8 protein-coding genes, 1 pseudogene and 1 riboswitch are annotated in these 9,596 nt (G+C 69.4%); of the genes and pseudogenes, 5 read left to right on the top strand and 4 right to left on the bottom strand.

The features are described from left to right. Positions 1-76: 76 nt before the first annotated feature. Positions 77-1,501, bottom strand: coding sequence for a lamin tail domain-containing protein (locus ACFW2E_RS21575; RefSeq protein ID WP_384468685.1), 1,425 nt, complete (start codon positions 1,499-1,501; stop codon positions 77-79). 148 nt (positions 1,502-1,649) lie between these two features. Here ACFW2E_RS21575 and ACFW2E_RS21570 point away from each other — a divergent pair, with 148 nt between their 5' ends. Beyond that, on the top strand, positions 1,650-2,546 hold the full coding sequence (locus tag ACFW2E_RS21570; protein ID WP_384468684.1) for a PfkB family carbohydrate kinase: 897 nt from the start codon (positions 1,650-1,652) through the stop codon (positions 2,544-2,546). A gap of 73 nt (positions 2,547-2,619) precedes the next feature. Here ACFW2E_RS21570 and ACFW2E_RS21565 read toward each other — a convergent pair whose 3' ends face one another. Further along, positions 2,620-3,165 (bottom strand): TetR/AcrR family transcriptional regulator, encoded by a 546-nt coding sequence (locus ACFW2E_RS21565; RefSeq protein ID WP_384468686.1) that lies wholly within the window; start codon positions 3,163-3,165, stop codon positions 2,620-2,622. A gap of 236 nt (positions 3,166-3,401) precedes the next feature. Here ACFW2E_RS21565 and ACFW2E_RS21560 point away from each other — a divergent pair, with 236 nt between their 5' ends. From ACFW2E_RS21560 to ACFW2E_RS21545, 4 genes are all read left to right on the top strand, one after another. Beyond that, the gene (locus ACFW2E_RS21560; RefSeq protein ID WP_384468683.1) at positions 3,402-4,043 is read left to right on the top strand and encodes an ABC transporter substrate-binding protein; all 642 of its coding nucleotides are present in this window, start codon (positions 3,402-3,404) and stop codon (positions 4,041-4,043) included. A 182-nt stretch (positions 4,044-4,225) separates the two neighbouring features. After that, on the top strand, positions 4,226-6,682 hold the full coding sequence (locus ACFW2E_RS21555) for a SpoIIE family protein phosphatase (RefSeq protein WP_384468682.1): 2,457 nt from the start codon (positions 4,226-4,228) through the stop codon (positions 6,680-6,682). A 75-nt stretch (positions 6,683-6,757) separates the two neighbouring features. Then, a riboswitch (cobalamin riboswitch) is annotated at positions 6,758-6,898 on the top strand. A 35-nt stretch (positions 6,899-6,933) separates the two neighbouring features. Then, positions 6,934-7,155, top strand: a complete 222-nt coding sequence (locus ACFW2E_RS21550; RefSeq protein ID WP_384468681.1) for a CbtB-domain containing protein — start codon at positions 6,934-6,936, stop codon at positions 7,153-7,155. Positions 7,156-7,177: 22 nt separating this feature from the next. Next, on the top strand, positions 7,178-7,930 hold the full coding sequence (locus ACFW2E_RS21545; RefSeq protein ID WP_384468680.1) for a CbtA family protein: 753 nt from the start codon (positions 7,178-7,180) through the stop codon (positions 7,928-7,930). Positions 7,931-8,463: 533 nt separating this feature from the next. On the opposite strand, the gene ACFW2E_RS21540 is transcribed toward ACFW2E_RS21545, so the two are convergent. Both ACFW2E_RS21540 and ACFW2E_RS21535 read right to left on the bottom strand, forming a co-directional pair. Continuing rightward, the gene (locus ACFW2E_RS21540; RefSeq protein ID WP_384468679.1) at positions 8,464-8,979 is read right to left on the bottom strand and encodes a hypothetical protein; all 516 of its coding nucleotides are present in this window, start codon (positions 8,977-8,979) and stop codon (positions 8,464-8,466) included. Positions 8,980-9,448: 469 nt separating this feature from the next. Next, positions 9,449-9,596, bottom strand: a pseudogene (locus ACFW2E_RS21535) (polyketide cyclase); the annotation flags it as partial.

Below are 9,596 nucleotides of genomic sequence, written 5' to 3'. Positions count from 1 at the left end.
GGGGGGGCGGGGGGCGGGGCCCCCCCCCCCCCCCCCGGCCCCGGCCCCCCCCCCGGCCCGCGGCAGCGCTTCTCGATCAGCAGGTGATGGTGCCCTCGCGCAGCGCGTGGCCGCTGTCGTTGCTGTCGTCGGCCCAGTACACGGGCTTGGAACCGCCGACACACTCATCGGCTCCGGCCACGGAGAAGCCCTCGTTGTTCAGGTTGGCCATGCCGGTGGGGCGGTTGTAGATCGCGGTGGTGGCGAAGGCGCCGGACGCATTGACCTGCATGGTCCTGTGCTGACCGGAGCAGGTGTCGTCGCAGACGGCCCACAGGCGCGACGCCTGCGGTTCCCACTGCAGCTCCATCACACCGGCCATGCCGCTGCTGATGGACGCGACACGGGTGAAGGTGCCCGTGTCCTGGAGGACGTATCCGTAGATCATGCCGGTGCCCTCGACGCCGACGAGGAACACACCGCCCGTGTGCGCGCCGTACCGGTTCGGGTCGTACGCCGTACCGGTCGACTCGTCCTTGAACCCGGCCGCGGTCAGACTGGCGTCGGGGACCCAGGTGATGCCCTCGAGGCCGAGATTGGAGCCGACGGACGGCAGATCGGACGTCAGGTTCCACTCCTTCGTGGCCGTGAGCGTGGCCGCCGTCCCGCTGACGTCATACCTGAGGACGGACAGGCGGCTCGTGGCGGAAGCGTCCGCGTCGCGTTCGCTCGCGACGAAAACGCCCCCCGCCGAACCGGCACCGGCGACCGTGACGCCCTCGCTGTCAGGAGTGCCGGAGCCGCCCGGGAAACGGAGCGTCTTGCCGAAGGTCCATCCATTGGCCGTGTCCGGCTTCCAGCCAACCGATCCGTTCGGAACCAGTCGCCACAGCCTCCCGCTGTTCTGCGCTCCCCACATCACGCCTCCTTCCTGGTAGAGGCCGCTGAGGTCCGTACCGAATACGTTCGAGGCGTCCGCCGTCGTGACCGAGCCGCTGCCCGGCCACGCGATCGGAACGATGCCCCCGCCGCTGGTACCGCAGTCGTTCGGACCGCCGAGGGTCGGCTGAGCCTTGCCGAAGTCGCCCGTGCCGTCGGGGCAGCGCGACCACGACGGGTCGGAGTGGGCGCTCCAGCTGAAGCTGTCGACCGGGGTGGTGCCGTCCGCCAGGTAGAGGCGCGCCATGTCGGCGGAGCCCAGACCGAACGAGCCGTGGACATCGAAGGCGCGGAATGCGCCGGGCGCCAGCGTGGTTCCCGAGGCGATCTTGTACTTCGAGCTGTTGTTGTCGTCCTTGAGGATCCAGCCGGAGATGTCGACGGTGGTAGTGCCCTTGTTGTAGAGCTCTATCGAGTCGTTGACGTTTCCGGTGGTCACCACCTCGTTGATCCGGATGTCGTCGGCCGGGGCCGCGTGTGCCGGAGACACGGACAGGGCGCTGACGGCCAGCGTCGGGCCGGCGACGGCCACGAGAAGGCGACGCAGCCCACGGCGCCACCGGGGAACACGTGATTCGATCACGAAGTCCGTCCTGAAATCGTTCTGACAGGCCGCCAGGACCCTTCCTTTACGGACCGAACGGGCCGCTTCCGAGAGGTGAGTGCTCTGTGAACGATGAACGAACCGGCGCCGACGAGCGCGAAGCAGGTGCTGACGTGCGGAGCCGGCGATGAGGAGCGGCCCCACGGGCCTGTTCGTCGGCCTGTCCACGCTGGACGTGATTCAACTCGTGGATCGCACACCGGCGTCCAACGAGAAGCTGACGGCTCGCGACCAGGTCGTCGCCGCGGGCGGGCCGGCCGCCAACGCTGCCGCCACCTTCAGCCACTTGGGCGGCACGGCCAGGCTGCTCACCGCGATCGGCTCCCATCCGCTGGGCCTCGGGGTGATGGCGGATCTGAACAGGCTGGGCGTGGCCGTCTGGGACCTGGCGGCCGACGCGGCCGAACCGCCCGCCGTGTCATCCATTCTGGTGACCGCTTCGAGCGGAGAACGTGCCGTCGCCTCCACCAACGCCACGGGCCACCGGCTCGACCCGCCCGAGGGCCTCGACGCGCTGGTGGCAGCCGCCGACGTCGTCGAGCTCGACGGTCACCACATGGCACTGGCCGTGGCCGCCGCCCGCGCCGCCCGTGCCGCGGGCCGCCGGACACTGCTCGACGGGGGCAGTTGGAAGGAGGGCATGCACGACCTGCTGCCGTCGATCGACGTGGCCGTCTGCTCGGCCGATTTCCACCCGCCGGGGACGAGCACACCGGGGGAGACCCTGCGGTTCCTGCGGGAGCACGGGGTCGTCTGGTCGGCGGTCAGCCGGGGCGGGGAGCCCATCGTGTGGGCGGGTCCCCGCGGCGGTGGCACGGTCGAGGTGCCCACGGTACGCGTGGTGGACACGCTGGGCGCGGGAGACGTACTCCATGGGGCCCTGGCCCTTGGCCTCGCGCTCCCCGGCGACTTGACACCGGGCGCGTTCGTGGCGGCCCTGAGCGGTGCGGCCGCGGTGGCCTCGCGAGCGTGTGCCTCCTTCGGGACGCGGGCGTGGATGGTGGGGGGCGACGCCGGAGCGTAGGCACCGTCCTCCCCACGCCGTCATCGGCTTCGCTCCCGCCGCAGCACGCCACGGCAACCGAGGACTCGGCCCCTCAGCCGGGCGGCACCGACAGGTGGGTGAGGATGCCGCACACCTCGTCGACGATCTCCCGGGCCTCCGACTCGTCCACGCGGTCGCCCAGTTCACGTGCCGCTCCTCCGATGACCGTGGTCAGCACGATCACCCGGACCCGGCCGGCGCGATGCTGTTCGTCCACCTTCAGCAGCCGGGCATTGCGTCGCACCCACGCCCGGTCCCATCTGCGGCGCAGCGCGTCGAAGCCGGCCGGCCCGTCGTCCTCCGCGAGGAGCCTGCAGAGCGGCCGGTTGTCCCAGACGCCCGCCAGGTACGCCCTCGCGCCCGCGATGAACAGGGCCACGGGATCGTCGACCCCGCTGCCGCGCGCACAGGACAGGGCCGAGGCGGTCCGCCGCTCCTGTTCCTCGCGGAAGTCCTCCCAGAGCGCCAGATACAGCCCGTGCTTGCCGCCGTAGTGCTGGAAGAGGCTGCCCACGGGGATGCCGGAGCGCGCCGCGATCTCGGCGAGGCCCGCATCGGAGTAGCCGCGCTCGGTGAACACCTCCAGCGCCGCGTCCAGCAGAGCGTGCCGGAGGGAGCCCGCAGGTACGGCGAATTGCTCGGGCAGGCCGGTACAGAAGCCGAAGGCGAAGGTCGCGGTCCTCTACCAGAACGACGGCCTCGGCAAGGATCTGCTCGGCGGTTTCGAGCAGGCCGTCGGCGGCAGCGGCGTGAAGGTGGTCGCGAAGGAGAGCTACGAGGTCACCGACCCGTCCGTCTCGGCACAGATGGCGAACAGCCCGCTCGAAGGCGGACGTGCTGCTGGACGTCACCACCCCCAAGTTCGGCAGTCAGGCCCTTGCCGCCGATGCCAGGAACACACGGTGGAATCCGCTGCACATCGTGAACAACGTGTCCTCGTCCGCCGCCGTGCTCAAGCCGGTCGGCCTCAAGAACGTCCAGGGAGTGGTGTCCGCCACGTACTTCAAGGACCCAGTCGACCCGCAGTGGGCCAACGACCCGGAGATGAAGGCGTATCAGGACACCATGCGCAAGTACGCACCGGACACCGACCCGGCCAACCAGTTCAACGCCTGCGGCTGGGCCGTTGCCTCCAGCCTGCACAAGGCGCTGGACGCGATGAAGTGCCCGACGACCCGAGAGGGGCTGCGGGACGCGGTGCGCGGCCTGAAGGACGTCAAGGTCGGCCTGCTGCTGCCCGGGGTCACCCTGTCCACCGGGTCGCACGACGCCTTCCCGATCGAGACGCTGCAGTTGATGCGGTTCAAGGGCGAACGGTGGCAGCTGTTCGGCAAGCCCGTCGACTCCCGCGAGGAGTTCGGCCCGCTCACCAAGTCAGCCCAGGAGGGTCCGGGGGCGGATCCATTCCGGCGCCCCCGGACATCCCTCAGATACCGACCACTCGGTATCCCTGTTCGCCCGGTTCCCGTCCGCTGATCACCACGACTAGGCCATCGTGCTGGCCGTCCGCCCTCCACGGCGGGGCATGGCCGGCACACCCCCGTCGGCTTCCTAGGCTGCACCGAGTATCGACAGGTCACCCGGCAGGCGCCCAGGACAGAGCATCCAGGGCGCGTCGGCACGCGTGTACGAGGTGGTGTCCGGCAGTGGAGCAGCGGGTGAGCGAACTCAGTCGGAGCGAGGAGGATCCGCTCGGTCTCCATCTGGCCGCCCTGGCGGTACTCGACGACGAGGGGACCGTCGTCGGATGGAGCCGCAAGGCCCAGGAACTCATCGGCTACCCCGGCCGTGCCATGACGGGCCGTTCGGTCTTCGAGGCTCTGATCGATCCCGCCGACCTGCCGGTCGCGAGGGAGGCCGCGTCGAGATGCAGGAGCGTGGGGTTCTGGTTCGGGGTGCTTCCCGTACGGCACAAGAACGGGCACCAGGTGGACCTGGGTCTCAAGATCACCGCACTCACCCGCGACCGGGGCCGGGAGTGGGTGCTCGCCGGGGCTCTCGCGGAGGATGTACTGGAATGGCAGAGGGACCGAGCGGTGCTCGAGGGCCTGTACCGCCGGTGCCCGATCGGCCTGGTCGTGCACAGTCCCGACATGAGGATTCTGCGGGTCAACCGGGCCATCGAGCGGTTCACCGGCGTGCCGGCCGCGGATCTTCTCGGACTGCCCTCCGGCGCGCTGCTCGTGGCGGAGGACGCGCGCAAGGCCGTGGACCGCGTGCGCCAGGTGATCAGTACCGGAAGGGCATTGGTCTATTCCGAGCAGTACGTCCGTCTCGAGGAGGACCCGGCACGAGTACGGGTCGCGCTGGTCTCGTCCTTCCCCATGGCCGACTCCGCCGGCCGGATCCTCGGGGTGGCCGAGATGATCGAGGACATCACCGAACGCCACCGCGCCCAGCAGCGGCTCGCCGTCCTCGCCGAGGCGAGCACCCACATCGGCACGACCCTGGACGTGGGCCAGACGGCCCGGCAGCTCGCGGAGGTCGTCGTACCGCACCTGGCGGATCACGCGTCGGTGGACGTGTTGCAGTCGGCCGTCCGGGGTGAGGAAATGGCACACGCGCTCGCGGGGCCCGTCGTACGGGTGGCCGACAGCAGCGATGGTGACGGACAACCCGCCCTGCGCGACCCGAAGGGCGAGCCGGTCGAGTTCGCCCCCGACACCCCGCAGGCCAGATGCCTGGCCGAAGGACGCCCGATGCTGGAACCGGTCCTTCCGCCCGCCTGGTTCTCGACGGAGCCGTTCCGTGGCGCACGTGCTCCGGATCCCGGCGCGCATTCACTGATCGTGGTGCCGCTGGCGGCGCGGGGTCTGGTGCTGGGCGTGATGAGCCTGTGGCGCTCCCGGCGCCCCGATCCGTTCGCGGCGGACGATCTGACTCTGGCCCAGGAACTCGCCTCGCGGGCCGCCCTTGCCATCGACAACGCCCGGCGCTTCACCCAGCAACAGCAGACCGCGTACACCCTGCAGAGCAGCCTCCTGCCCACCGCGGTCCCACAGCAGTCGGCCGTCGAGGTCGCCCCCCGCTACCTCCCCGCCGGCGCGGGACCGGGACTGGGCGGCGACTGGTTCGACGTCATCGCGCTGTCCGGGGCACGGGTTGCCCTCGTCGTCGGCGACGTGGTCGGCCGCGGCGTCCACGCCGCCGCCACCATGGGCCGGCTGCGCACCGCCGTGCACACCCTGGCCAATCTCGACCTGGAACCGGACGAGGTGCTCTCCCGCCTGGACGACCTGGTCAACCTCCTGGCCGCCGAACAGGAGGCAGCGGAGCAAAGGCCGGTGGCCGAGCACATCCTCAGTGCCACCTGCCTGTACGCCGTCTACGATCCGATCTCCCGCCGGTGCTCCGTCGCACGGGCCGGCCATCCGCCGCCGGTCGTGACCGACCCGGACGGACGAGCGAGCGTGCTCGACCTGCCCGCGGGCCCACCACTGGGTCTGGGCGGTCTGCCGTTCGAGGCCCGGGAGCTCGAGTTGGCCGAGGGCAGCCTGCTGACGCTCTACACCAACGGACTCATCGGCGAACGCAGCATCGATCCCGACGACGGCCTGGCACGGCTGTGCGCCGCACTCACCCGGCCGGCGGACCCGTTGCAGCAGATCTGCCAGGCAGTCGTGGACGCGCTGGTGCCCGCCCGGCCGGCCGACGACATCGCACTGGTCGTCGCCCGCACCCGCGTACTGCCGGCGCAGAACGTCGCGTCCTGGGAGCTGCCCCTGGAGGCTGCCGCGGCCGCCCGAGCCAGGACGCTCGTCACCGACAAGCTGACGGAATGGGGCCTGGAAGACCTGGCGTTCACGACCGAACTGATCGCCAGCGAGCTCGTCACCAACGCCTTCCGTTACGCCAGGGGTCCGATGACCCTGCGCCTGCTCCATGCGCGGTCCCTGGTCTGCGAGGTCAGCGACGCCAGCCACACCTCGCCCCACCTGCGCCGGGCCCGCACCACCGACGAGGGCGGCCGCGGCCTGTTCCTCGTGGCCCAGCTGGCCGAACGCTGGGGCACTCGCTACAGCCGCGAGGGCAAGACGGTCTGGACGGAACAGGGGCTCGCGGGCGCGCCCCAGTCCGCTCCCCGTGGTCCGGGCGGCCCATTCCGCCACCGCTGACCCGTCGTTCACCCGGGTACGGTCGCCCGGCGCGAGAGGAAGATCACGCCAGGTGGCGCGGTCTTGGCCATGCACCCGACACGCGGTACTGTCGGTCCGATATCGACGACGGCAAATCGGAAGCCGGTGAAAATCCGGCACGGTCGCGCCACTGTATTCGGGACGCCCCTGGGCATCTCGGGAGTCAGACCCGTAGCCGTCGTCATGTGCACCACCGAGATGGGACGCGAACTCCCAGAGGAGGTCCTGCCATGGCGCAGACCGTCGCCCAGCCGACAGCCAACACCCCCGCCGTTCCCGCCACGCTGCCGCTGAAGGCGATCGCTCCGTGGGCGGTCTTCTTCGGCATCCTCATGCTCGTCCTGCTGTACTTCGTCGGCGCCGAGCAGGGCGCCACCTCCGTGTTCAACGGCACGGACGTCCACGAGTGGGTGCATGACGCACGTCACCTGCTCGGCTTCCCCTGCCACTGACGCGGGGGGACGCAGCGCGCCCATGAACTCCGCAACCGTGCGAAACCTTCTCGTGCGGGGCATGCTCGCCGGCCTGGCCGCCGGCGTGCTCGCCCTCGTCGTCGCCTATTTCCTCGGTGAGCCGAACGTCGACAAGGCGATCGGATTCGAGGAAGCCCACTCCCACGAGCACGAGATGGAAGTCGTCTCCCGCTCTCTGCAGTCCACCGCCGGACTCGCCACCGGCGTTCTGGTCTACGGGGTCGCCTTCGGCGGTATCGCCGCACTCGCCTTCAGCTTCGCGCTCGGCCGCGTAGGGCGCTTCAGCCCACGGGCCACCGCGCTGTTGCTGTCCGGCTGCGCACTGCTGGCCGTCTACGTCGTGCCGTTCCTGAAGTACCCCGCCAACCCGCCGTCGGTGGGCAACCCCGACACCATCGGCAAGCGGACCACCTTGTACTTCCTGATGATGGTACTCAGCGTGCTTCTCGCCATCGCCGCCACGATGCTGGGCAAGCGACTCGCACCCCGGCTGGGTACGTGGTACGCGACGATCGTCGCGGTGGCCGCCTTCGCCGTCCTGATCGGTCTGGCCTACGCGTTCCTTCCCGCCGTCAACGAGGTGCCGAAGGAGTTCCCGGCCACCCTGCTGTGGAGGTTCCGTCTCTCGGCGCTGGCGATTCAGAGCGCGCTGTGGGGTGGTTTCGGCCTGCTCTTCGGCGAGTTGGCCGAGCGGAGGCTGAACCCCAAGCCCGCGACGGCCGCGTCCGGGCAAGCAGTCCCCGCCTCGAACTGACCGTTCTTGGACGCAAGAGGGCCCTTCGGAAGCGGCGGATTCAAGGGTTCGTCGCAACACGCGGTGAGTTGATCAAGCCGTGAACAGTCTGGACAGACGCACGGGCGGGGGGTCCCACACCAGCCTGTTGTGTGGGGGGGTGGTGTGTTTGGGTATGTACAGACGCTCGGCCGGGTTCACCAAGCCTAGAGTCTTGCGTGGGCTGCTGTCGAGTTCGGCGGCGACCGCGGCCAGGTGCTCGGGGGTGTGGACCGGGGGCCGTCCGGCTGAGGGCGCTGCTCCGCGTCGTCACCGTCCTGACGACCGGCCCGAGGGTCGGGACGCCCGGCGGGGCATCTTGACGCCCCGAGGCTCCTGGGCTGCATCCCGCGCATCCTGAATCCCCGGGGAGCAGGCAGTTCGGAGCCAGACTGACCGGGCAAGAATAGGGGCAATAATACGGGCAAGAATACGGACAGGAATGCGGTCCCCAAAGCCGCAATTGAGCTTTGGGGACCCGTATGCCGCCCATGGGGCGGAGTGGTTTCTATGCGTCAGCCGCGCAGACGGTAGCTGTTCGCGAAGCCGGAGGGATTGCAGACGTTCAACTGATTGGAGACCTGGTCGTAGGTCCATCCGGCAGGAACGTTGCATGCCCAGAGACCGTTGACGGGGGTGCGGAGGTGGTAGCTGTTGGCGAATCCGGACGGATTGCAGACGTTCAGCTGGTTGGAAACCCGGTCGTAGGTGAGGTTTCCGTTGGGGACGTTGCAGGCCCAGATGTTGTCCTGGCCGGTGCGCATCCGATAGCTGTTGGCGAACCCGGAGGAGTTGCAGACGTTCAGCTGGTTGCTGGCCTGGTCGTAGGTGTAGCCAGGGAGGACGTAGCACACCCAGATGTTGTCCTGAGGTGCTCGTAGGTGATAGTACGAATGGAATCCCGAGCCGCATACGTTCAGCTGGCTCGCCACCCGGTCATAGGTGTATCCCGACGGCACCGAGCATGCCCAGGTGTTGTCCAGCCCGGTCTGGCCGGATTCCGTGGCAACGGCCGTGAAACTCCCGGACAAGCCGATCAGAACAGCCAGGATCGCGAATAACCGTGCTCCCGCGCGCGCCACGGGTCTGAGCTTTTCCCGCATGGACGGATCTCCTTTTCAGGCGTGCAGAACCTGCGATGCCTCCGCACGTGCAATCTCCGCCGATAGGCGTGAGTTGACAGACGCCGGAGGCTGCCGCGCAGGACACTACCCGCATTCGTCGGAGAACCACGGACTTGTTTCAGCCTTGATGGGCCGTGATTTCGGTGGCTCGCTCGTTACGACGAGCGCAGCGGAACAGCGAGATCAGAGATTGCCGGCCGCCCGGCTGTCCCGCCTTCCCGCGCAGGCGTTGCTGTCGTGTCGCCAGGCGTTGGAGCGGTACGTGCACCTGAGGCAGCGGTTCCAGGAGCCGGAGACGACGCTGGTCGCCCATTTGATGGTCGAGCCAGTCCGGGACGCCGAGCTGCGAGGCCGTCGGCTCAGTGATGTGTCCTGTTCAGCGTGGGGCGATCGCCGCCTCGGCCGCCGCCTTGATCCGGGCGCCGAAGTTGCCGGCGTCCTTGCGCGCGGCGGCGATCGCCCCTCCCGAGGCGATATTTACCACCCCGAACCGCTCCCCAAAGAAATTGAGTAGGACGTGGGTT

Origin of the sequence: Streptomyces sp. NPDC058964, assembly GCF_042741275.1 — a bacterium.
Classification (GTDB): domain Bacteria; phylum Actinomycetota; class Actinomycetes; order Streptomycetales; family Streptomycetaceae; genus Streptomyces.
Note: the sequence above shows the minus strand (reverse complement) of the source record. Positions and strands in the feature narration are given on the sequence as shown.

Excerpts from the sequence above, each read along its gene's own strand:
- ACFW2E_RS21570 (WP_384468684.1), top strand. The coding sequence starts at position 1,650 with ATGAGGAGCGGCCCCACGGGCCTGTTCGTCGGCCTGTCCACGCTGGAC.
- ACFW2E_RS21550 (WP_384468681.1), top strand. The coding sequence starts at position 6,934 with ATGGCGCAGACCGTCGCCCAGCCGACAGCCAACACCCCCGCCGTTCCC.
- ACFW2E_RS21545 (WP_384468680.1), top strand. The coding sequence starts at position 7,178 with ATGAACTCCGCAACCGTGCGAAACCTTCTCGTGCGGGGCATGCTCGCC.